Here is a 20,862-nt window from a genome sequence, read left to right as displayed (position 1 = left end):
GCAACGCCAGGAGAGTCCCGCATGCCTCATCGCCCTATCCTCTGCGTCGACGACGAGCCCAACAATCTCGCGCTGATCCGGCAGATCCTGCAGGACGATTACCGCCTGGTGTTCGCACGCAGCGGCACCGAGGCGCTGCAGGCGGTCGCCAAGCACGACCCTGCGCTGATCCTGCTGGACGTGGAAATGCCCGATATCGACGGCTATACGGTGGCGTCCACGTTGAAGGACCAGCCGGAAACCGAGCATATTCCCATTATCTTCGTCACTTCGCTGGACCAGGAGGTGGACGAACGCACTGGGTTCGCCTCCGGCGGGGTGGACTACATCGCCAAACCGGTCTCGCCCTACATCCTTCGCGCCCGCGTAAGCACGCATCTGTCGCTGGTGCGCGCCTCCGCATTGAACCGGAGCTATCGCGACGCCATCCAGATGCTGGGGATGGCCGGCCACTACAACGACAGCGACACCGGCACCCACATCTGGCGCATGGCCGCCTACGCGCGCGCGCTGGCCGAAGCCGTCGGCTGGGAGCGCGAGCGCGCGGAACTGCTGGAACAGGCCGCACCGATGCACGACACCGGCAAGATCGGAATACCCGATGCGGTCCTCAAGAAGCCCGGGAAGCTGGACGAAGGCGAGTGGAAGATCATGAAGACCCACCCGCGCATCGGCTACGAAATCCTCAGCAAAAGCCAGGCTCCGCTGTTCCAACTGGCCGCCGAGGTTTCGCTCTACCATCACGAGCGCTGGGACGGCAGCGGCTATCCGGCCGGGCTGGCCGGCGAAGATATTCCGGAATCGGCGCGCATCGTGGCCGTGGCCGACGTGTTCGACGCCCTGACCACCAAGCGCCCGTACAAGGAGCCTTGGCCGGTGGAACGGGCCCTGGAAACGTTGCGGACTTCCGCCGGGAGCCACCTGGACGCGCGCATGGTGGAAGCGTTCGAGCGCATCCTGCCCAGGATCCTGGCGCTCAAGCAGCACTGGGATCAACAGGAAAGCCGGACATAGGGCATCTCTTCTGCAGATATTTGGCTCTTGTCCCGAATGGGGGAACGCAGACGGCGCATGCCAGCTATGATCGGCCCGTACGCAAACCTCATCCGCATTGCCCGGCCCGATGGACGATCTCTTTCCCCCGCAAGGCGAATCCGCTTCCCTACGCATCCGCGTCGGCATTGGCGGCTGGAACTATGCGCCGTGGCGAAAAAACTTCTACCCGGCCGGGCTGCCGCAGCGGCGCGAACTGGAATACGCCAGCCGCCAGGTGAGCGCCATCGAAATCAACAGCACTTACTACGGCACGCAGAAACCGGCCACCTACGCCAAATGGCGCGACGAGACGCCCGCCGGCTTCGTTTTTTCGGCCAAGGCGCCCAAGCGGATCATGCAGGCGCGCTCGCTGGCCGGCGCGCAGGCGCAGATCGAGGACTTCATCGGCGGCATCGGCGAAATCGGCGACAAGCTGGGCCCGCTGGTATGGCAGTTCGAAAAAGGGCGGCAGGTGGACCTGGGCGAACTGCAGGACTTCCTGGCCGCATTGCCGCGGCAGCATGATGGCCGCAGCCTCCGGCACGCACTGGAGATCCGGGACCCGGCGCGGGTCGATGGCGAACTGATCGCGCTGGCCCGGCGCCATGCGGTGGCCACGGTGTTCACCGATTCCCAGGACTATCCTTCGTTTGCCGATCTCGGCGGCGACTTCGTCTATGCGCGGCTGATGCGTTCGCGCGCGCAGCTGGAAACCGGTTATCCGCCGGCCGAACTGGCGCAATGGGCGGACCGGGCGCGGCGCTGGGCACGGGGCCAGGACGTGCCGGAGCTGCCGCATGCCGCCGCCGTGCAGGCGACCGCCGCGCCGCGCGATGTCTTCGTCTATTTCATCAGCAGCGCCAAGGAACGCAATCCGGCCGCGGCGATGGCGCTGCTGCGCGAGCTAAGCCCGCCCTGACCGGCCTCCGTCAGGGAGCCGGACGGCGTGCGATCAGCAGGTACGCGGCAACCCCGATGCTGACCACGCCGGTCAGCGCCACGTAGTGGGCAGGCGCCAGGCTGCCCAGAGCTTGCGACAGGTAACCGATCAGCGGCGGCGTCAACCCGCCGAAGATGGCGTAGGCGATGTTGTACGAGAACGACAAGCCGGAAAACCGGATGGCCGGTGGAAACGCCGCCACCATCAACGCCGGCACCACTCCGACCACACCGCAGAAAAACCCCGCCAGCGCATAGAGCGCGACGAAATGCTGCACGCTGCCGGACGCCAGGTGCAGGTACAGCGCGTAGGTGCCGGCCATCAATCCCAGCGATCCCGTCAGCAGCGAACGCGCCACACCGAACCGATCCACCGCCAAGCCGGCGACCACGCAGCCGATGACCAGGCAGAAGGTGGCCACGCTGTTGCCACGGAAGGCCAGCGCTGCCGGCACGTCGAAGGCGGCCTGGATCAATGTCGGCGTCATCAGCACCACCACCACGATGGCGGCGGTCAGCTGCCATGAGGCCAGCATCGACAACGCCACTGCGCCCCGGTGCCGCGCAAGCACCTGCTTCACCGGCAGGCTCTGCGCCAGTTGCTTGCGCTCGCGCATCTCGGTGAACACCGGGGTCTCATGCAGCCAGCGGCGCAGATAGACGGCAAAGAAGCCGAACACGCCACCGAGCAGGAACGGCACCCGCCACACCCAGTCCAGCACCACCTGCGGCTCGAAACGGGTATTGATCCACGCCGCCAGCAGCGAACCGATCAGGATGCCCGCCGTCAGTCCGGCGGTCAGGCTGGCGCAGGCAAAGCCCACCCGGTTGCGCGGTACATGCTCGGACACGAAGACCCAGGCGCCCGGCACTTCGCCACCGACCGCGATGCCCTGCACGATGCGCAGCAACAGCAGCAGCAAAGGCGCCAGCAGGCCGACCTGCGCATAGGTCGGCAGCAGGCCTATCAACAAGGTCGGCACCGACATCAGGAACACGCTCAAGGTGAACATGCGCTTGCGACCGACCAGATCGCCAAAATGCGCCATCACGATGCCGCCCAGCGGCCGCGCCAGATAGCCGGCCGCAAAGATGCCATAGACCTGCAACTGCGACAGCCACGGCGCGGTACCGGCCGGGAAGAACAGCACGCTCAGCGTCTTGGCGAAGAAGACGAAGACGACGAAGTCATAGAACTCCAGCGCCCCGCCCAGGGCCGACAGGCCCAGGGTCTTGGCGTCGCTGCGGTTGAAGGGCCGGTGCGCGGAAGCCTGGCCGTCGGCTGGACTCATTCCGGTCTGTCCTGGTGGTTGGGGCCATTGGCGGGCGAACATCGCATGTCTGCCCCGCAGCGTCCAGTTGGGTGGGGAATGGGGAGCGAGGAGCGAGGAGTGAGGAGTGAGGAGTGAGGAGTGAGGAATAGCGGCGTTCCGGTAGCGTTGCCTGCCATCGGCTTTGGAGCTTCCTTCTCCCCCGCTTGCGGGGGAGAAGGTGCCGAAGGCGGATGAGGGGGCACCCTACGAAGCCTCACTCCCGCACTTGCCGCAATGCGTCCAACGTCACGCCCCACCATACGCGTCCAAGGCGTCGCCAGCATGCACCGGCTTCGGCGACAATACCGCCATGCCGATGACGCCCACCGCCAAAGCCCAGTTGCAAATCCATTTCTGCGTGCTGCTGTGGGGCTTCACCGCCATTCTCGGCAAGATGATCACGTTGCCCGCGCTGCCGCTGGTGTGGTGGCGCATGCTGCTGGTGGTGGCCGCGCTGGCCTTGTTGCCCTCGGTATGGCGCGGTCTGCGCGCCATGCCGGCACGGCTGACACTGGCCTATTGCGGCATCGGCGCGCTGGTGGCGCTGCACTGGCTGACCTTCTACGGCGCCATCAAACTGGCCAATGCCTCGGTGGCCGCCACCTGCATCGCGCTGGCGCCGGCCTTCACCTCGGTGATCGAACCCTGGCTGGCGCGGCGGCCATTCTCCAGACGCGAGCTGGCCTTCGGCCTGGCGGTGCTGCCCGGCGTGGCGCTGGTGGTGGGCGGCGTCCCGGCCGGCATGCACGCCGGGGTTGCGGTGGGCGCGCTGTCGGCGCTGTTTGTCGCGCTGTTCGGTTCCTTGAACAAGCGGCTGGTCGATCACAGCGATCCGCTGACCGTCACCGGCCTGGAACTGGGCGCCGGCACCTTGCTGCTGACCTTGCTGGCGCCGCTGATGCCGTTCGTCTTTCCCGCATTCGCCGGCGACCTGTTCGCGCTGCCTGGCCTGCAAGACGGCGCATTGCTGCTGGTGCTGTCGCTGCTGTGCACGCTGCTGCCGTTCGCGCTGTCGCTGGTGGCGTTGCGCCATCTGAGCGCCTACGCGGTGCAGCTGGTGACCAATCTGGAGCCGATCTACGCCATCCTGCTGGCGATCGTCCTGCTGGGCGAACAGCGCGAGCTGACGCCGCTGTTCTACCTGGGCGTGGCGATCATCCTGGCGGCCGTATTCCTGCACCCGCTGCTGAACCGCAACAAGCCGACCGACGAAGTGCACCACGCCGAAGTGCTGGGCACGTCGGAAGCCAAGAATCTGGTGGAGTGACGCCGCAACCTGACCGTCGCAAGGAAGACAGAATGCCCGCCAACCGAATGCTCGTCACCGCACTGCTCCTCGCAAGCCTGCCCGCGGCCCTGCCCGCCGCGGCCGCACCGGCATTGCCGGCCTACCGCGAAATCCGGGACTGGATAGTGGCCTGCGACAACACCGCCGAATGCGAGGCGTTGGGCGCGCAGGAAGAAGGCAACGGCGACATCCTCTTCCGGTTGCGCAGCCAGCCAGGACCGGATGGCGGACTCTTCTTCAGCATCGAAAGCGCCCTGCCAATCCGAATGGAGACCATGCGGCTGGACGGCAAGCCGGTACTGGTCGACCTCACCCAATGGGAACACCGCAGCGAAGACGGCAATACCGGGGTGAGCAGCAGCGATGCCGTCGCCATCCGCGAATTGCTGACGGCGATACGCAATGGCAACCGGTTGGGGTTCAACAGCGGCGACAAAGAGACCAGTGGCTCGCTGTCCGGGCTAAGTGCGGCCCTGCTGCTGATCGATGAGGCGCAAGGTCGCCTGGATACGGCCACTGCGCTGTTGCGCCGCGGCCGGCAAGCGGCGGACCGCGTGCCGGCGCCGCGACCTCCAGCCGAACTGAGGCCTGCGGCGGCGGCGCCCAGGCCCTTGAACGCTGCCGAACAGAAACGGCTGATCGCCGCCGTCAGGGAAAGCCAGGCCGGCGTATTGGCCGGACAGGAATGCGCGGTGGAAGCCGAAGACTCGCACGATCAAGCGACACCGCTCACCGCCACCGAAGCGCTGGTGTTCATCGACTGCTGGCACGGCGCCTACCAGTTCTCCAGCCTGCTGTTTCGCGTGCCGATGGCCGCGCCAGAGCGGGCGCAGCTGGTTTCGCTGACGTTGCCGCTGCGCATCCAGGACCGGGAGCGGGTAATCGACGCCTTCACCAATGCCGATTACGCCCCGGAGCATGGCCTGCTGTTCCATTCCGCCAAGGGCCGCGGGCTGGCCGACTGCGGCGAGAGCGCCGCCTGGGTGTTCGATGGCCGCCAGTTCCAGTTGTCGGACTACCACTACCTGGGCAGTTGCCGCGGCGGCAATCCCGGGGAGTGGCTGCGGCTGTGGCGCAGCAACCGCTCGCCGTAGCGGTGCCGCGCCCGCTTCAGAACCTGTCCAACATCTGTCGCCAGCGCAGCCGGGGCCTGCCCCGTACCTGATACGCGGTGGCGCGCGGCTGCGCGCAGAAGACGCCGTGCGTGTACCGGCATACCAGCAACCGAACGCCGCTCGCGCGCGCGGCAAGACCTTGAACAGGCGCTCAGCGCGTCACCGTGACCGGCACCGTGCTGGTGCCGATCACCTTCATCGCCACCGAACCGACAAACAGGCTTTTCAGTGCGCCGCGCCCGTGCGATCCCATCACGATCAGATCGGCCTTGTCGGCCTTGGCCTGCTTGACGATAGCCGCAGCCGGCTCGCTGACCAGCACCCGTTCGGTAAACGCCAGTTGCGCCCGTTTAAGCGCGGCCTTGGCCTTCTTCAGCGCGTACTCGCCATTCTCGGCGTGGTATCTGGCCACGCCCTCGACGCCAAGCTCCACCGCCACCGACTTGAGCAACGGCGGGTCGGCGTACAGCAGCGTCAGCTTCGGCACCGCACTCAGCGCCTTGCTCAGCGCCACCACATGACGGACCGCGCTCAACCCTATCTCGCTACCGTCCACCGCCAACAGGATCTTCATCGTCGTCCTCCAATCCGGCGACGGCAACGGGCCGCCGCTCAAGGCCCAAATTACGCCATTGACGCCCGGGCGGAGTTGATCCGGATCAACTGCGGCCGGCGGAGTGAGGCGGCGGCGCGCTCACCACTCCTGCTGCTGCGGCAGCAAGCCGCGCAGTTCCTGTTCGCTCAGATTGCGCCACTGGCCCGGCTTCAACGCGCCCAGCTTGATATTGTCGATGCGCACCCGCCGCAACTGGGTGACGCGGTACTCGAAGGCCGCCGCCATCAGCCGGATCTGGCGGTTCAATCCCTGGGTCAGGGTGATGCGGAAACCGAACTTGGCGATCTTGCCGACCCGGCACGGCAAGGTCATCTGCCCGTGAACGCGCACGCCGCGCGCCATGCCGCGCAGGAACTCATCGGTGACCGGCTTGTTGACCGCCACCAGATACTCCTTCTCATGGCGGTTCTCGGCGCGCAGGATCTGGTTGACGATGTCGCCGTTGCTGGTCAGCAGGATCAGGCCTTCGGATTCCTTGTCCAAGCGGCCGACGGGAAAGATGCGTTCCTGGTGGCCAACGAAATCGACGATGTTGCCCTTCACCGACGACTCGGTCGTACAGGTGATGCCCACAGGCTTGTTCAGCGCGATGTACACATGTTTGCGCTTGCCCGCGCGTGCGCTGCGCAGCCGCAATGGCTGACCGTCGACCTGCACCTGGTCGTCTCCGCCGACCACTGCGCCGGTGCCGGCCGGCTGGCCGTTGACGGTCACCCGGCGCGCCGCTATCAGACGGTCGGCCTCGCGGCGCGAGCAGAAGCCGGTTTCGGCGATGTACTTGTTCAGGCGGGTCGTCATCGGCCGATTATCGGCGATCCGCCGTCGTTCTGTACCGCTGCCGCGGCCTGCGCCGGCTCGATCACGCCGTGGCGAGGTTCACGCGCACCGGTGGCCAGGCCTGCATCAGCTCGAGCAACGGGCACGGCACATGAATGGCATAGCCTTGTGCGTAGTCGATGCCCACTTCAGCCAGTTGCGTCATCGCCGCCTCGGTTTCCACCCACTCGGCAATGGTGGTCTTGCCCAGCGCGCGGCCGACCTGGCCGATCGAACGCACCAGCGCCAGATCCACATCGTCCTTGCCCAGGTCGCGGATAAAGGCGCCGTCGATCTTCAACACGTCCACCGGCAGGCTCTTGAGGTAGCCGAACGAGGACAATCCGCTGCCGAAATCGTCCAGCGCTATCCGGCAACCGCGCGCGCGCATCGCATCGATGAATCCGCGGGCGTCGGCCAGATTGCCGATGACCGCGGTTTCGGTGATTTCGAAGCAGATCTTGTGCGCCAGCGCCGGTTTTTCGTCCAGCAGACCGACGACGTACTCGAGGAAGCCGGTGTCGACGATCGACTGTGCCGACAGGTTGATGTGGCACAAATCCAGATAGTCCAGATGTTCCGGATGCCCGGCGATCTGGGCGAACACCAACCCGACCACATGGCGGTCCAGGGCGCTGACCTGGCCATAGCGTTCCATCGCCGGCAGGAAAAAACCAGGCAGCACGACCTGGCCTTCCTCGCCCGCCAACCGCACCAGCACCTCGTACTGCAGCCGGTCCTCACCATTCAACGGCTGGATGCGCTGCGCATAGAGCAGCAGCCGGTTTTCGGCGATGGCAAGCTGGGTCTGCGCGACCCACTCCAGTTCGTTGTGCCGGCGCGCGATGGCCCGGTCGGAGTCGCGATAGCAGCGCACCCGGTTGCGGCCCTCTTCCTTGGCCAGGTAGCAGGCGGTGTCGGCGGCGCGCAGCAGCAGGTCGCTGTCCACGGTTCCGCGATTCATCTCGGCCACGCCGATGCTGCAGCCCATCGCGAACTTGCGGCCCGCCCAATGGAAGGTCGATTGCCACAGCCGCTCGTGGATGCGCACGGCGGCGCGCTCGGCGTCCTCCAGCGACGCGCCTTCCAGCAGTACCGCGAACTCGTCCCCGCCCAACCGTCCCACCCAGTCGCCGCCGCGCAACTGCGCGGCCAGGGTGGCGGAGAACTGGCGCAGGAACTGGTCGCCGGCGGCATGGCCACAGGTGTCGTTGACCACCTTGAACTGATCCAGGTCGACGAAACACAACGAATGGCGCATGGTGCCGTGTTGGACCTCCGCAATGGCTTGGCTGAGGCGGCGCTCGATTTCGCGACGGTTGATCAGGCCGGTCAGTTCGTCATGGCTGGCCTGATGGGCGATTTCGCTGGCCAGTTCGCGCGCCTTGGAAACGTCCTCGACCACGACGAAAATCCGGTCTGCATCCGCCTGCCCACCGACGATCATCGATGCGGTCCAGCGTACCCACACCGCCTTGCCGTCTCCGCGCAGCAGGCGGCGGTCGCCGGGCTCCAGCATGCGCAGCCAGTCGATCGCTCCGGCAGCGGTCAGTTGCAGATCCTGCGGATGCAGGATCGCGCCCAGCGACAGGCCTTTCAGTTCTTCCAGCGGATGGTCCAGGATTTTCGCCAACGCCTCGTTGGCGCGGGTCACCCGGCCCCGCCGGTCCAGTTTCAGCATGCCCACCACTGCCTGGTGGAATGCGACCCGGAATTCGCTTTCGGTTTCGCGCACATGCCGCAATGTCCGGCGCATCACCGCCAGCGCGTACCAGGTCAACGCCACGAAGGCCACGATGCTCACACCGATCAGCGCCAGCCGCATGACCCGTGCGCCGTCCACCAGCGATCGCGAGAACGCGATTTCCGCCACCCGCAAACGCTCGTCCAACAGCAGCAACCGCCGCTGATAGGCGCCGGTACGGGCCGGGTCAAGCCGCTGCTGTACGACGTCCTGATGAATCTCTTCGGCCAGCGCCGCCACCTGCAGGATGTCGACCTCGGCTTCGCGCCAGATGCGGACCGACTCGCGGAAATAGGGCGCGCCGGCGAACAGGCGGTACATCCGGATCAGGCGGTCGATGTCCTCGGGCGCATTGCCGCCCTGGCGGAACCCTTCGCGGGCCAGGTGCAGATTCACCGGCCTGCGCTCCAGCGCCAGCCGCGCCTGCCTGTCCCCCAGCGGCACCGCCAACGCCTCCCGCGCGCGCTGCAGATCGATCGGGTCGGCATGGGTGGCGTAGCGATAAAGGCTGTGCACCGCCTGCTGCTGTGCCTTGGACCAGTGGTTCTCGCCAACGATATAGGCGGTGGCCCCTGCCTGGATCTCCAGCACCGTGACGGTCAGCAGCGCCCCCAGAGCCGACAGCACGATCAGCGCCCTGACCCGTGCGGGCAGCTTTCTGAGAGTGGCGTCCTTGAACGAAAAGCCCGTCGACGCTTCGCTGTTGCTTTTCCTTGTCACCCCGCCCCCTGGCAACGATGTCGTCATCGACGCTACTGCCCTGTCCGATTCGAGGCAAGCGCCTTGCCCCCGCCACGGAAGACGCTGCACCGCCGCGACGCCCGGGTCGGCGGCTTCGACAGCCGCCACGGCAGGGCCAATCCCTTCCTATCGGCCGGCCGCGCGATATCTTTCGGGCGCCGCCGGCTTGCGCTGGCCGGCCGGAAACGGGACCGGCGGCCCTGGCGGCCTTCAGCCGGCGGCTTTCCTGGCCCGGCGGCTTTCGCGCTTGAGCGGTCCACCGACCGGACAGATCTCGAAAGCGAACTGGGTCAGCGTATTGACCAGGTTGTCGGGCACCAGCTTGTAGACCACGAACTGGCCGCGCCGCTCACCGGCGATCAGGCCGGCATTCTCCAGCACCGCCAGATGCCGCGATATCGCCGGCGCGCTCATCTCGAAGCGCGCGGCGATATCGCCTGCCGGCAGTTCCTGCTCGGACAGGTAGGCCAGAATCTGGCGCCGGGGGGCGGATGCCAGGGCTTCGAAAATCTTGTCGGTGCTCATGGTCGTTGCGGTCCGGATGGGCTGCGCGCATCGCCCGGGTAGACGGGCAATCCGGCGCGCCGCTGCAGATGCAGCCAGCAGAACCAGAATACCAGCGCGCAGACCACGCCCAGCAAGCCGAAGATGAACATGCTCTCCAGATGCATCAATACCCCATGCAACGTAGGCACGCCGTCCCGCACCACGGTCACCGCGTTGCCATGCCAGTCGCGGTCGAAGGTGTAGCCGGGATGGCGCCGCCAGTACGGCCAGGAATACAGGCCTGCCGGCAGCATGCCGGCCACCAAGCCCGCCAGCGCCATGGTCCAGCCCCCCAGCCTGCGCAAGTGCCGCAGCAGCAGGAATGCCGGCACGCCCAGCAGCAACACATGCGGCACGACCACGAGCAGCACCGCCAGGCCCAGCAGGGAACCGGTGGCCATTGCGTCATACCCGCCCAGCAGCAGTCCAGCGGCGATGGCGCTCACCGGCAGGACGAATGCCGAGGCCAGCGCGGCAGCCAGTATCCGGAGCATGGCCGCGTTAGCGCATGGAAGGCGGAATCGGCGGGATGCCCCGCGGTTCCTGCGCAATCCGGTTGTCCGATGCCCAGCTCGCCACCGTACGGCCGTAGCGCGAGATCATGGCCATGTTGAAAAAGTGCATCGCGCCCAGCACCAGCACCGACAAACCGATCTTGCTGCCCACGTACGGAATCATCGACACCACCGCCTTCTGCGCATCCCAGCCGTCCAGTCGCAGCGCGATGAAACCGATGTTGATCAGGTAAAAACCGACCACCAGCAGGTGATTGGTCGATTTGGCCAGCACTTCGTCCTGGCCGAAACACTTCACCAGGAACACTTCTCCGTTCTTCGACAGCGTGCGCGCCACCCAGACCGTCATCGCAATCGAAATGCCCAGGTACAGCAGGTAGCTCAGGTGCAGCATGATCCTTCTCCAGGGTTGACTTAGCCAATTAGATATTTAACTATATTGTTAATACGTTGAATCGACGATGTCAACGCATGCCGGATTACCGGCTCACCGCGGGAATGACGATGACAGCAATGGATGCCCTGCCCGCCAGCCTCGGAAATCACCGCGTCCAGCACGCCGATATCCGCAGCGTCAGCGATGGCCATGTGCGCTGGGAACCGGTGCGCTCATTGTGGTTCCTCGCGATGCTGCTGGGCGCCAGCGTCGGCGGTGCATCGACCTTCAGCTGGGACGGGCTTGCACTGTTCGCACTGTCCACGGCCGCCGTGCTGTTGCTGGGCCATTCGCTGGGCATGCACCGCAAGCTGATCCACGGCAGCTACGACTGTCCGCGCTGGCTCGAGTACCTGCTGGTCTACTGCGGCGTCCTTGTCGGCTTGAACGGGCCGCTGGGCATGATCCGTGCGCACGATCTGCGCGACTACGCGCAGCGCCTGCCGGTCTGCCACGATTTCCTGCGCCATCGGCAACCGTTGCTGCAGGACGCATGGTGGCAGTTGAACTGCGAACTGCGCCTGGCTCATCCACCCCGCATCGCCATCGAACAGCGCATCGCCGATGATCGCTTCTACCGGTTTCTGCAGCGGACGTGGATGGCGCAACAGCTGCCATGGGCGCTGTTGCTGTTCGCCATCGGCGGCTGGGGCTGGGTGTACTGGGGCGTCTGCGCACGCGTGAGCGCCGGCGTGGCCGGCCATTGGCTGATCGGCTATTTCGCCCACAACCATGGCGAACGGCATTACGAAGTGCGCAATGCCGCCGTGCAGGGCCACAACGTGCGATTTACGTCATTGCTGACCATGGGCGAGTGCTGGCACAACAATCACCATGCCTTTCCCGGATCGGCACGGCTGGGGCTGCATCGCGGCGAATGGGATCCGGGCTGGTGGGTGCTGCTGGGCCTGCGGAAGCTGGGGCTGGCTTGGAATCTGCGGCTACCGGAGGATCTGCCGGAGCGGCCGGAGTTGGCGTCCCTGACAAGTTCTGCTGATGGAAGCGACGTCATTTCGGCCGCTGCAGGGGGCAAGCGCCAGGTACGAGTGCCCTCTCGGCGGTAGGAGCGGCGTCCCTGCACCGGCCGCCACGCCGGAGGCCGCTTCTGCCGGCCTCTGGCGCTCCCGCTAACGCGGGTTCATCCGCGCGGCTTGGGCGGTCCCTTGCGGTGCGGCGGCCTGGACGCGTGCGGCTTGAAGCCCGGCTTGCCCGCCGGTTTTCCGCCAGCGGGCTTGCCGGCGCCGGGTTTGCCGAAGCGGCGCGGCGGCGCCTCGCCGGCGTCGTCGCCAACCTTGTGGATGCGCAGCTGTTGACCGGACACCCACACCTTCTTCAGGTGCATCAGCAGTTCCTTGGGCATGCCCTCGGGCAGGTCCAGCACGGTGTAGTCATCCTGGATATCGATGCGGCCGATGTACTTGCTGTCCAGCCCGGCCTCGTTGGCGATGGCGCCAACGATGTTGGCCGGCTTTACGCCATGCGCGTGGCCCACTTCGATACGGAACGATTCCATGCCCACTTCGGGTTTCTCGCGCGGCGGCTTGTCGAAGCGCGCACGCTCGCTGCCTGGCCGCTCCAGCTCCGGGCGTTCGATCCGCGACTCGCGTGCGGGCTTGTCGAAACTGCCCGGCACGCGATCGGCAGCGGGCCGTTCGTAGGACGGCGCCGAATCGCTGCGCCGCTGCGGACGCTCGCTGCGCTCGAAAGCATCCCGACGCGCCGGACGTTCGCCGCGGCCCGGGCGGGCGCCGCCCTCGGGTCGTTCGGAGCGCGCAGCGTCGTAGGACGGCCTGGACTGCGCGCGCTCCGGCGCCAGCAGCAATGGCGTCTCGCCCTGCACCAGCCGCGCCAGCGCCGCGGCGATGTCCACCATCGGCACGTTGTGTTCCTGCTCGTAGCCTTCGACCAGCGAACGGTATTCGCCGGCTTGGCCGGAGGCGAGCGTGTCGGTGATGCGGCCGAGGAATTTCTGCACGCGACGATCATTGACCGCCTCCACGCTGGGCAGCTTCATCTCCTCGATCGGCTGGCGGGTGGCCCGCTCGATGGCGCGCAGCATGCCTTTTTCGCGCGGGGTGACGAACAGGATCGCCTCGCCGCTGCGGCCGGCGCGGCCAGTACGGCCGATACGGTGCACATAGCTTTCGGTGTCGTACGGAATGTCGTAGTTCAGCACATGGCTGATGCGTTCCACGTCCAGCCCGCGCGCGGCCACGTCGGTGGCCACCAGCACGTCCAGCTTGCCGTCCTTGAGCTGCTGGATGGTCTTCTCGCGCTGCGCCTGCTGGATGTCGCCATTGATCGCCGCCGCCGCGAGGCCACGCGCCTGCAGCTTCTCGGCCAGTTCGTCGGTGCCGGCCTTGGTGCGGGCGAAGATGATCATCGCTTCGAACGGCTCGGCTTCCAGAATCCGGGTCAGCGCATCGAGCTTGTGCATGCCGCTGACGAACCAGTAGCGCTGGCGGATGTTGGTCGCCGTGGTGGTCTTGGCGGCGATGGTGACTTCCTGCGGCTCGTGCAGGTAGGTCTGGGCGATGCGCCGGATGGCCTGCGGCATGGTGGCGGAAAACAACGCCACCTGGCGGGATTCCGGGGTTTTCTTCAGCACGGTCTCGACATCGTCGATAAAGCCCATGCGCAGCATCTCGTCCGCTTCGTCCAGCACCAGCGTGCTCAGTCCGGACAGATCCAGCGAACCGCGTTCCAGATGATCGATGACCCGGCCGGGAGTGCCGACCACCACATGCACGCCGCGCTTGAGCGCGCCCAGCTGCGGCTGGTAGCTCTGGCCGCCGTAGATGGGCAGTACGTGGAAACCCGGTATCTTCGCCGCATAGCGCTGAAACGCCTCGGCCACCTGAATGGCCAGTTCGCGGGTCGGCGCCAGCACCAAGGCTTGCGGCTTGCTGGCGTTCAGGTCCAGCCGCGACAGCACCGGCAGCGCGAAAGCGGCGGTCTTGCCGGTGCCGGTCTGGGCCTGGCCCAGCACATCGCGCCCGGCCAGCAGCGCCGGAATGGTGGCGGCCTGGATGGGCGATGGGGACTCATAGCCGACTTCGTTGACCGCCGCCATCACGGCAGCGGACAACCCCAAATCGGCAAAAAGAAGGGGGGAAGAAGCGGATTCAGCGGACATGGGAGGACTCCGGGGCGTCGCGGAGTGCGCACGCAAGCAGCCTATTGTGCGCTTCCAGCCCCCTTCTTGTCGCGCCGGGCGTGAACGTTACCGCCCGCAGAGCCGGGCAGGATCAGGCCTCCGGGCTGCCGCCACGCCAGCCATCCCGGCCGCACCGGCCGGAAATGCAGCGGCTAGGAGCGTGTCATCAATCCCCGGGCAGGCCGCCCGTGGATTGATGACACGCCGTAGTTCCCCGCCTTGCCGGCTTCAGCCGGGCACCGCAGTGCGCATCCTGCGGCCGAAACCCACCATCCGCTGGGTCTCTTCATCCCAAAGCTTCAGTCGAGCGCACTTCAGGCTGGACCACAGGGTCAGCCGCGGCGCGGCCTGCAACAACTCGCTGGACTCGAACGCCTCGCGCAGCCGGTAGTTGGGGATACGGCTGGCCAGGTGGTGGATGTGGTGGTAGCCGATGTTGCCGGTGAACCAGTGCAGCACCTGCGGCAGATCGAAGAACGAGCTGCCTGCGGTGGCCGCCTTGCCCGCATCCCAATCCTCGCGGCGCGTCCAGTACGCGCCTTCGAACGTGTGCTGCACATAGAACAGCCATACGCCCACCGCACCGGCAATCAACACGATCGGAAGGTGCACCAGGAACACCGTATGCCAGCCGATGGCGAACCCCAATGCCAGCACGGCGACGGCCAGCACCAGGTTGTTGGTCATCACGCTAGCCCATTCCTTCTTCCAGCTGAAGGGCAGATCGAACGGAAAACGATGCTTGATGACGAACTGGTACAACGGCCCGATGCCCAGCAGCACCGGCGTGCTGCGGTAAAAGCGGTAGCACAGCCGGCCGAACCATGAACGCGCCTCGTATTCGGCCACGGTCAGCGTTTCGATATCGCCCATCTCGCGGCGGTCAAGATTGCCCGAGGTGCCATGATGGATGGCGTGGGTCTTCTTCCAGTAGCCGTAAGGAAACAGGGTGATAAGCCCCAGGCAGCGCCCGACCAGATCGTTGGCGCGGCTGCTGGCGAAGAAAGAACCATGGCCGCAGTCGTGCTGAATGATGAACAAGCGCACATAGAAGCCGGCCGCCGGAATCGCCATCAGCAAGGTCCAACCGTAGCCCCAGCCGGCCACGACGCTCCACGCCATCAATCCCCAGATCGCCAGCAGCGGCGGCAGGGTATTGATAAGTTGCCAAACGGCACGGCTGAGCTTGGGTTTTGCGTATTGAGCGCATAGCTTGCGCAGTTGTGCGGCGGTGATGTCCAGCTTGTCGGCGGCGCTCAAGGAGTCTCTCCCATGGGATGGCCCGATTGTCCGCTACCTGGAAGACGTTCGCTAGCGTACGGCGGATGGGCCGACAGGCGGCGTGCAGTTACCGCATCGCGGCGGCGGCTGTGATTTTCCCGCCCGCCGGGCGAATCACCGTTCAGACACGCACAATCGCCCGCAGGTATCGCATGGAGTCCCGCACCGCCACCATGGCCATCGACGCACGGCAGCAGTTCCAGGTCTTGCTGGAACGACATCGCGGCATCGTCGCCAAGGTTGCGCATACCTATGCCTGGAACGCGGCAGACCGCGCCGACCTGGCGCAGGAGATCGCCGTTCAGCTCTGGCGCGCTTTCGCGAAATACGACCCGGCACGGAAATTCTCCACCTGGATGTACCGCATCGCATTGAACGTGGCCATTTCCCATGTCCGCAGCGATCGCCGCCGGCAACTGCAGACCGTTCCGCTGGACGAAACCCTGCACGACGTGGCCGACCATAGCGTCGCCAATCCCGTGGCCGACCAGCAGGTCCGTGCCCTGAACCGCTTCATCCATGCCCAGTCGCCGCTCGACCGGGCATTGCTGCTGCTCTACCTGGAGGAACGCAGCTATCGCGACATCGCCGAAATCCTGGGCATCAGCGAAACCAATGTGGCCACCAAGACAAGCCGGCTCAAGCAGCGCATCCGCAACGAAATCTGAAACCGACCACCGCAAGGGACAACCTCATGGAACCCGAAGAACTCAAAGCCGCCTGGCAGGCGCTCGACCGCCGCCTGGCCCGGCACGACCGCCTCAACCAGGAATTGATCCGCGAGAGGAAGCTGGAAAGGGCCCGCGCCGGCCTGCGTCCGCTGTTCTGGGGCCAGGTCCTGCAAGCCCTGCTCGGCATCGGCCTGATCGTGCTGGGAGTCGCCTGCTGGACCCGCAACACCGGCATTCCCGGCCTGCTGATCGCCGGCATTCTCGTCCATGCCTTCGGCGTAATCACCGCCGTCGCCGCCTGCCTGACGCTGGCCCTGCAGGCGTCCATCGACTATTCGGCACCGGTACTGAAAATCCAGAAGCAGACTGCGACGCTGCTGCGCTTCTACACCGTCAATGCCAACGTCTGCGGCTTGCCGTGGTGGATCATGTGGGTGCTGGTGGTCGTAGCGTTTGCCGGGCTGGGCGAGGTGGATCCGCAGGCCGGGACCGGTGCATGGATATGGATCAGTCTTGGCGTCGGCGTGGCCGGCCTGCTGGCGACCTGGGCGTACGCTCGCATCGGCAAACGGCAGACAGGGCAGCCTGCCGACGCCGATGGCTGCGCCATGGCCGACGGCAGCCATGGCATCAGGCGCAGCCAGAAGCTGCTCGACGAAATCGCCGAGTTCGAGCAAGAATGAGCCGCTGTTCCGTTCGCCCAAACCGCAGGCCGCCATGCAGACCATCGAATTCCAGCTCGACCGCGACCATGTGGAGCTGAACCAATTGTTGAAGCTGGCCGGCGTCTGCGACAGCGGCGGCGCCGGCAAGGCGCTGGTCGCCAGCGGCGCGGTATCGGTCGATGGGGCGGTGGAACTGCGCAAGACCTGCAAGATACGCGCCGGCCAGGTGGTGACGCTGGACGACCTGCGGATCGTGGTCGCCGCCAGCTGATCCCCGCTTGCCGCGGCCGATCTTGCCGCCGTGCGTTCCCGTCGCCGGCCCTGCCGCTGCGATTGCGATCCATAATGCCGGCGGGCAGGCATCAAGGTAATGGGAATGGTCGCAGGCACGGCATTGGTGCTGGTATTGATGGCGGGCGGATGGGGCGTGCTTGTATTCAATCGCCTGGTGCGGCTGCGCAACCAGGTACGCACCGCCTGGGCCGACGTGGATGTGCAGCTGATGCGCCGGCACGACCTGGTGCCATCGCTGGTGGCGGCGGTGCAGGCCTATGCGGGACACGAAAAAGCCGTACTGCAGGCGGTCACCGAACTGCGCGCGCAGGCCATTGCCACGCCGCAACCGGACTCGCTGGGCAGGATCGAAACCGCGCTGGAACAGGCGCTGGGACGCCTGCTGGCACTGAAGGAAGCGTATCCGGAACTGAAGGCCAACCAGAACTTCGCCCAGCTGCAACGCGACCTGGTGGATGTGGAGGAGCAACTGCAGTACGCGCGCCGCTTCTACAACGGCGCCGTGCGCGACTACAACACCGCGGTGCAGCGCGTTCCCGACCTGCTGATCGCCCGCCCGGCCGGGTTCGGCGAGGCCGAGTTCTTCCAGGCCGCCGATGAACAGCGCGCCGCCGTCAAGCTGGAGAACCTGCAATGAAGCGCTGCCTGCCGGGCTGGCTGCTGCTCCTGTTGCCATGCCTGGGCCTGGCCCAGGAGCGCATCCGTTCCTACGACATCGGCGTCGATATCCATGCCGACGGCAGCCTGCTGGTGACCGAGAACATCACCGTGCGCGCCGAGGGCGACCGCATCCGCCGCGGCATCTACCGCGAATTCCCGACCCGCTACAAGGATCGCTACGGCAACCGGGTGGTGGTGGATTTCGAGGTGGTCGACGTGCTGCGCGACGGCCGGCCGGAGCCCTGGTTCACCGAGCGCCGCAGCAACGGCGTGGTGGTCAATACCGGCAACGACGATTTCCTGCCGGTACCGCGCGAGTACGCGTATACGCTGCGCTACCGCACGACCCGCCAGTTGGGATTCTTCGACCAGCACGACGAACTTTACTGGAACGCCATCGGCCAGGGATGGGTATTTCCGATAGAAAGCGCCACCGTCGAAGTGCGCCTGCCGCAACCGGTACCGGACCAGCAGATGAAGGCCGAAGCCTTTACCGGCGCGCAGGGAGAGCGCGGCAGCGACTATTCGATGAGCCTGCCGGCGCCGGGCGTGGCGCGCTGGCGCCTGGCGCGGCCGCTGCCGCCCAACCAGGGCATGACGGTGGTGCTGGGCTTTCCGAAAGGCGTGGTGTCCGAACCCGGCGCCACGCAACGGCTGGGTTGGCTGCTGAAGGACAACCGCGGCGTGTTGATCGCGTTGGTCGGTGCGCTGTCGCTGCTGGGCTACTGCATCCACCGCTGGCGGCAAGTCGGGCGCGATCCGCCGGCGGGGGTCATCATTGCCCGCTACCAGCCACCGGAGGGGCACTCGCCTTCGGGTCTGCGCTTCATGCGGCGGATGTCGTACGACACCCGCTGCTTTTCCGCCGACGTGCTGGCGCTGGCGGTGGGCGGCAATCTGCGCATCCAGCGCGACAAAGGATTGCTGAAGGATGAATGGACGCTGGAAAAAACCTACACCCCCGGCGCGCTGCCGGCCGCGGGCGAGCAGAAAATATTGATGGGAAAACTGTTCGCAGGCGGGGCTTCGGAACTGCTGCTGAAGAACAGCAACGCGGCGATCATATCGGCAGCCCAATCGGCGCATTCGCATGCGCTGGAAAAGCGTTTCAAACCGGCCTATTTCAATCGCAATGGCAGCAGCGTGCTGACGGCGTTCGCCATTGCCGCGATCAGCGCGATGCTGGCGTTCCTGCTGGGCGGTGGCGGCGGCATTCCGATCATCATCGGCATCGCGGCATTGATGCTGGCAACGCTGATCGTCTTCTCCGTCCTGATCAGGGCCCCCACCGCGGAGGGACGCAAGCTGCTGGATGAGATAGAAGGCCTGAAGCTGTACCTCGGCGTGGCCGAACGCGACGAGCTGAAGCAACTGTCCGGCCCGGAAGCGCCGCCCCTGGATGCCAAGCGCTACGAACAGCTGCTGCCTTACGCGGTGGCGCTGGAAGTGGAAGACGCGTGGACGCGGAAATTCACCGCTGCCGCTGGCGCGGCGGCGGTTGCGGCGGCAACGGCCGGCATCGGTTGGTACCGCGGCAGCGGCATCGGCGACCTTGGCAGCCTGAGCAAGGCGGTCGGCAGCGGCCTCAGTTCGCAGATTTCTTCGTCCTCGCATGCGCCGGGGAGCTCATCCGGCTCCGGTGGGGGAGGTTCTTCCGGCGGCGGCGGCGGGGGTGGCGGCGGCGGCGGCCGCTAAGACGCAGCTGTCCTGCCGCACGCCGCAGGCAAGACTGCGCGATTCTGGTCGTCTCAGGGCGCCGGATGACCGCCGCTGTCGCTGCCACCGGAGCGGGACGGTTGCCCTTCCCTGTCGCCAGCAGGCTCCAGCATCGCCAGGCCGGAGTCGAATTCGGCCAGCGGGCTGTCATCCGGACATTTTTCGTCGGGAAAGCCGAACCGGTCGCGCAACGTCAGGCCGCACGCCTGGATCTCTTCCAGCGCGGCGCCTTCCCTTTCCGGCTTGCGGCACAGGCGCTCGAACGCCAGCTGGAAATCATCCTTGCGCCGCACGAAGCCTTCCCCGCATTTGCGGGTCAGCTGGATGCGGTCAAGATCGTCCTGCACCGCGTTGGGCCCCTGCAGGCCGTACTCGTCCAGTTCCGCGCTGGTCAGCAACCGCAGCTTGCGGTTGGGCACGGTCATCATCAGATCCGCCACCGTCACCGCCGCGCCGTTGCGCTCCAGGTAGTCCTTCAGCTGCCCATAGACATCGCGCAGTTCCTGGGTCAGCTCGGCACGGGTGGAGGCGGCCGAATTGATTCGCATCATCCGGTGAATTCCGACCTTGCCGGCGATCATGCGGTTATCGCCCGCCGCCAGGATCAGCACGCATGAACTGTGGCAGATGGCCCCATCGCGCACCCACAAGGTCCATTGCGATGCGCCAATGATGTCGCCCGCGCGTATGGCGTCTTCGACGCGGCCGCCGCTGGAGCCGATATCCAGTACCCGCTTGCCGATCCCCATCCGCGAGGCGATATTGGAGACCCGCTCCATCAGCGCGGTGAACTCGGCGTTGATCTTGCCGGTATAGCGCAGCCGCAGTACGCCCTGCTCCTGGCATGGCTGCACGCGGTCGACAATCTGCAGGAAATCCAGCCCCTCCAGAGGCTCGCCATCGCCATGCTGGGCGTAATCCAGGTCGCAACTGATCCAGGTCACGCCGGGGGTCAACGGCGCCGCCGGCCAATCGGTGGTTTTGGACAGGTCCGGCTTGCGCGGCGGCGCGGGCTCGACCGGGCCGCTGCTGATGGCACCGTTGTCGTCGGTTCCCGCCGTGATCTCGACCTGCGGCGCCTCCGACGGAGCGACCGGAACCGCCGGTTTGCAGGCGGCCAGGACCAGGCAGAGGAGCGCCAGACAGAACGGGGCGGAATTGCGCAGCATGGGAACGACGGTATCGCGAAGCAGACGGTGCCCCAAGTCTAGAGGCTCCCGCCAGTTGCGGATCGAATCCCCGATGAATCCGCCCGTCTCCGCGCCACGGAGATCTTTGCGCCTGCGTCCGCAACGCCACGAACGGCGCGCCAGC

The 20,862-nt window shown here is 66.2% G+C and carries 20 protein-coding genes; 10 read left to right on the top strand and 10 right to left on the bottom strand.

The window, feature by feature from the left end:
• Positions 1-21 precede the first annotated feature (21 nt).
• A complete protein-coding gene (locus CRO39_RS17810; RefSeq protein ID WP_097123318.1) occupies positions 22-1,014 on the top strand; it encodes a response regulator in 993 nt (330 codons plus the stop codon).
• Positions 1,015-1,123: 109 nt separating this feature from the next.
• Entirely contained in the window at positions 1,124-1,954 is an 831-nt protein-coding gene (locus CRO39_RS17805; protein WP_097123317.1) for a DUF72 domain-containing protein, read from the top strand.
• A gap of 10 nt (positions 1,955-1,964) precedes the next feature.
• Here CRO39_RS17805 and CRO39_RS17800 read toward each other — a convergent pair whose 3' ends face one another.
• Positions 1,965-3,266, bottom strand: a complete 1,302-nt coding sequence (locus CRO39_RS17800; protein ID WP_097123316.1) for an MFS transporter — start codon at positions 3,264-3,266, stop codon at positions 1,965-1,967.
• A 331-nt stretch (positions 3,267-3,597) separates the two neighbouring features.
• Between CRO39_RS17800 and CRO39_RS17795 the strand changes: the two genes are divergently transcribed.
• Entirely contained in the window at positions 3,598-4,554 is a 957-nt protein-coding gene (locus CRO39_RS17795; RefSeq protein WP_097123315.1) for a DMT family transporter, read from the top strand.
• 32 nt (positions 4,555-4,586) lie between these two features.
• Positions 4,587-5,669, top strand: coding sequence for a DUF1176 domain-containing protein (locus tag CRO39_RS17790; RefSeq protein WP_097123314.1), 1,083 nt, complete (start codon positions 4,587-4,589; stop codon positions 5,667-5,669).
• A gap of 172 nt (positions 5,670-5,841) precedes the next feature.
• Here CRO39_RS17790 and CRO39_RS17785 read toward each other — a convergent pair whose 3' ends face one another.
• The 6 genes from CRO39_RS17785 to CRO39_RS17760 form a co-directional block, all read right to left on the bottom strand.
• Positions 5,842-6,264, bottom strand: coding sequence for a universal stress protein (locus CRO39_RS17785; RefSeq protein ID WP_097123313.1), 423 nt, complete (start codon positions 6,262-6,264; stop codon positions 5,842-5,844).
• Positions 6,265-6,384: 120 nt separating this feature from the next.
• The gene (locus tag CRO39_RS17780; protein ID WP_097123312.1) at positions 6,385-7,104 is read right to left on the bottom strand and encodes a pseudouridine synthase; all 720 of its coding nucleotides are present in this window, start codon (positions 7,102-7,104) and stop codon (positions 6,385-6,387) included.
• Between the two features lie 61 nt (positions 7,105-7,165).
• Positions 7,166-9,586 carry a putative bifunctional diguanylate cyclase/phosphodiesterase gene (locus tag CRO39_RS17775; RefSeq protein WP_162125837.1) on the bottom strand — a complete coding sequence of 807 codons (2,421 nt, stop codon included), beginning with the start codon at positions 9,584-9,586 and terminating at the stop codon, positions 7,166-7,168.
• Between the two features lie 231 nt (positions 9,587-9,817).
• Positions 9,818-10,132 carry an ArsR/SmtB family transcription factor gene (locus tag CRO39_RS17770; RefSeq protein WP_097123310.1) on the bottom strand — a complete coding sequence of 105 codons (315 nt, stop codon included), beginning with the start codon at positions 10,130-10,132 and terminating at the stop codon, positions 9,818-9,820.
• Positions 10,129-10,647 (bottom strand): hypothetical protein, encoded by a 519-nt coding sequence (locus tag CRO39_RS17765; protein ID WP_097123309.1) that lies wholly within the window; start codon positions 10,645-10,647, stop codon positions 10,129-10,131. Before CRO39_RS17765 ends, CRO39_RS17770 begins: the two co-directional genes overlap by 4 nt.
• A gap of 7 nt (positions 10,648-10,654) precedes the next feature.
• Positions 10,655-11,062: a hypothetical protein gene (locus CRO39_RS17760; RefSeq protein ID WP_202926322.1), complete on the bottom strand. Its 408-nt coding sequence runs from the start codon at positions 11,060-11,062 to the stop codon at positions 10,655-10,657.
• Between the two features lie 119 nt (positions 11,063-11,181).
• Between CRO39_RS17760 and CRO39_RS17755 the strand changes: the two genes are divergently transcribed.
• Positions 11,182-12,168 (top strand): acyl-CoA desaturase, encoded by a 987-nt coding sequence (locus CRO39_RS17755; RefSeq protein WP_097123308.1) that lies wholly within the window; start codon positions 11,182-11,184, stop codon positions 12,166-12,168.
• Positions 12,169-12,242: 74 nt separating this feature from the next.
• Here CRO39_RS17755 and CRO39_RS17750 read toward each other — a convergent pair whose 3' ends face one another.
• Positions 12,243-14,240, bottom strand: coding sequence for a DEAD/DEAH box helicase (locus CRO39_RS17750; RefSeq protein WP_097123307.1), 1,998 nt, complete (start codon positions 14,238-14,240; stop codon positions 12,243-12,245).
• A gap of 249 nt (positions 14,241-14,489) precedes the next feature.
• Positions 14,490-15,521, bottom strand: coding sequence for a fatty acid desaturase (locus CRO39_RS17745; RefSeq protein WP_097123306.1), 1,032 nt, complete (start codon positions 15,519-15,521; stop codon positions 14,490-14,492).
• Between the two features lie 173 nt (positions 15,522-15,694).
• Here CRO39_RS17745 and CRO39_RS17740 point away from each other — a divergent pair, with 173 nt between their 5' ends.
• The 5 genes from CRO39_RS17740 to CRO39_RS17720 all read left to right on the top strand — a co-directional run bounded on the left by CRO39_RS17740 (position 15,695) and on the right by CRO39_RS17720 (position 19,527).
• Positions 15,695-16,210, top strand: coding sequence for an RNA polymerase sigma factor (locus CRO39_RS17740; protein WP_097123305.1), 516 nt, complete (start codon positions 15,695-15,697; stop codon positions 16,208-16,210).
• A 26-nt stretch (positions 16,211-16,236) separates the two neighbouring features.
• Positions 16,237-16,896: a serine/threonine protein kinase gene (locus CRO39_RS17735; protein ID WP_097123304.1), complete on the top strand. Its 660-nt coding sequence runs from the start codon at positions 16,237-16,239 to the stop codon at positions 16,894-16,896.
• A 34-nt stretch (positions 16,897-16,930) separates the two neighbouring features.
• A complete protein-coding gene (locus tag CRO39_RS17730) occupies positions 16,931-17,149 on the top strand; it encodes an RNA-binding S4 domain-containing protein (RefSeq protein ID WP_097123303.1) in 219 nt (72 codons plus the stop codon).
• 99 nt (positions 17,150-17,248) lie between these two features.
• Positions 17,249-17,809 carry a LemA family protein gene (locus CRO39_RS17725; protein ID WP_202926321.1) on the top strand — a complete coding sequence of 187 codons (561 nt, stop codon included), beginning with the start codon at positions 17,249-17,251 and terminating at the stop codon, positions 17,807-17,809.
• On the top strand, positions 17,806-19,527 hold the full coding sequence (locus CRO39_RS17720; protein ID WP_097123302.1) for a DUF2207 domain-containing protein: 1,722 nt from the start codon (positions 17,806-17,808) through the stop codon (positions 19,525-19,527). Before CRO39_RS17725 ends, CRO39_RS17720 begins: the two co-directional genes overlap by 4 nt.
• A 53-nt stretch (positions 19,528-19,580) precedes the next feature.
• Here the strand turns inward: CRO39_RS17720 and CRO39_RS17715 are convergent, their stop codons facing one another.
• Positions 19,581-20,717, bottom strand: a complete 1,137-nt coding sequence (locus tag CRO39_RS17715) for a COG3904 family protein (RefSeq protein WP_176520228.1) — start codon at positions 20,715-20,717, stop codon at positions 19,581-19,583.
• Between the last annotated feature and the right edge of the window lie 145 nt (positions 20,718-20,862).

The organism is Pseudoxanthomonas wuyuanensis, from assembly GCF_900215535.1.
Lineage (GTDB): Bacteria > Pseudomonadota > Gammaproteobacteria > Xanthomonadales > Xanthomonadaceae > Pseudoxanthomonas_A > Pseudoxanthomonas_A wuyuanensis.
The sequence above is the reverse complement of the archived record's forward strand: the minus strand, read 5'-3'. Positions and strand labels throughout refer to the sequence as shown.

What these genes read in the sequence shown, in the direction of transcription:
- CRO39_RS17810 (WP_097123318.1), top strand. Translation starts at nt 22, where the DNA reads ATGCCTCATCGCCCTATCCTCTGCGTCGACGACGAGCCCAACAATCTC.
- CRO39_RS17805 (WP_097123317.1), top strand. Translation starts at nt 1,124, where the DNA reads ATGGACGATCTCTTTCCCCCGCAAGGCGAATCCGCTTCCCTACGCATC.
- CRO39_RS17800 (WP_097123316.1), bottom strand. Translation starts at nt 3,266, where the DNA reads ATGAGTCCAGCCGACGGCCAGGCTTCCGCGCACCGGCCCTTCAACCGC.
- CRO39_RS17795 (WP_097123315.1), top strand. Translation starts at nt 3,598, where the DNA reads ATGCCGATGACGCCCACCGCCAAAGCCCAGTTGCAAATCCATTTCTGC.
- CRO39_RS17790 (WP_097123314.1), top strand. Translation starts at nt 4,587, where the DNA reads ATGCCCGCCAACCGAATGCTCGTCACCGCACTGCTCCTCGCAAGCCTG.
- CRO39_RS17785 (WP_097123313.1), bottom strand. Translation starts at nt 6,264, where the DNA reads ATGAAGATCCTGTTGGCGGTGGACGGTAGCGAGATAGGGTTGAGCGCG.
- CRO39_RS17780 (WP_097123312.1), bottom strand. Translation starts at nt 7,104, where the DNA reads ATGACGACCCGCCTGAACAAGTACATCGCCGAAACCGGCTTCTGCTCG.
- CRO39_RS17770 (WP_097123310.1), bottom strand. Translation starts at nt 10,132, where the DNA reads ATGAGCACCGACAAGATTTTCGAAGCCCTGGCATCCGCCCCCCGGCGC.
- CRO39_RS17765 (WP_097123309.1), bottom strand. Translation starts at nt 10,647, where the DNA reads ATGCTCCGGATACTGGCTGCCGCGCTGGCCTCGGCATTCGTCCTGCCG.
- CRO39_RS17760 (WP_202926322.1), bottom strand. Translation starts at nt 11,062, where the DNA reads ATGCTGCACCTGAGCTACCTGCTGTACCTGGGCATTTCGATTGCGATG.
- CRO39_RS17755 (WP_097123308.1), top strand. Translation starts at nt 11,182, where the DNA reads ATGGATGCCCTGCCCGCCAGCCTCGGAAATCACCGCGTCCAGCACGCC.
- CRO39_RS17750 (WP_097123307.1), bottom strand. Translation starts at nt 14,240, where the DNA reads ATGTCCGCTGAATCCGCTTCTTCCCCCCTTCTTTTTGCCGATTTGGGG.
- CRO39_RS17740 (WP_097123305.1), top strand. Translation starts at nt 15,695, where the DNA reads ATGGAGTCCCGCACCGCCACCATGGCCATCGACGCACGGCAGCAGTTC.
- CRO39_RS17735 (WP_097123304.1), top strand. Translation starts at nt 16,237, where the DNA reads ATGGAACCCGAAGAACTCAAAGCCGCCTGGCAGGCGCTCGACCGCCGC.
- CRO39_RS17730 (WP_097123303.1), top strand. Translation starts at nt 16,931, where the DNA reads ATGCAGACCATCGAATTCCAGCTCGACCGCGACCATGTGGAGCTGAAC.
- CRO39_RS17725 (WP_202926321.1), top strand. Translation starts at nt 17,249, where the DNA reads ATGGGAATGGTCGCAGGCACGGCATTGGTGCTGGTATTGATGGCGGGC.
- CRO39_RS17720 (WP_097123302.1), top strand. Translation starts at nt 17,806, where the DNA reads ATGAAGCGCTGCCTGCCGGGCTGGCTGCTGCTCCTGTTGCCATGCCTG.
- CRO39_RS17715 (WP_176520228.1), bottom strand. Translation starts at nt 20,717, where the DNA reads ATGCTGCGCAATTCCGCCCCGTTCTGTCTGGCGCTCCTCTGCCTGGTC.